The 613-nt window shown below is 31.2% G+C and carries 1 protein-coding gene; it reads left to right on the top strand.

Going from position 1 to position 613, the window contains the following annotated elements; all coding sequences use genetic code 11:
- Positions 1-613: hypothetical protein (locus L8T90_RS07870; protein WP_263737178.1), on the top strand; the 613-nt coding region annotated here is incomplete at both ends.

Below are 613 nucleotides of genomic sequence, written 5' to 3'. Positions count from 1 at the left end.
GATAAAACCAAAGATGCTAAAGAAAATAAAGGTTATATAGGTGTTATTACTAATACAGGTACTATAGGTAAAGAAGCTTCTCCTTTAGCTACTCAAGATATCACTTATGGTATTAACAATAGTGGTACTATAGAAAAACTTATTAATTCTTCAGGGGATTTAACTGATCCTAATGCAGGTAAAAATATACACATCTTTGGTGGTATTAATAATAGTGGCTATATCAATATTGAAAACACTGGTAATATCCATGGAGGTATTACTAATAGTGGTACTTTAGTTGTTAATAATGGCCATATCCATCCTGCAACTGCAAATAATGAAGCTACATGGCATAGTGGTTTTATAGGCAAAAATAACAATGGCTACCAATTAGAAAACAATACAGGCGGTAAAATCAGCATAGATGGTTGGTACTTTGATGAACTTGAATATACAGGTAATACTCAAGCAGATAAAGATAAAAGATTAGAAAATTCTATCATTATAGGTGGAGATAATCTTGGTGGTATTAGTGCAGATAAAATCTATGTTAATACAGAAAAACTAAAACTCCAAACAGTTTATGAAGGTAATACTTTCTTTGCAGATAAAGATGGTAATATAGCAGGTG

The sequence above is a fragment of the Campylobacter sp. RKI_CA19_01121 genome, from assembly GCF_025771295.1.
Lineage (GTDB): Bacteria > Campylobacterota > Campylobacteria > Campylobacterales > Campylobacteraceae > Campylobacter_D.
Note: the sequence above shows the minus strand (reverse complement) of the source record. Positions and strands in the feature narration are given on the sequence as shown.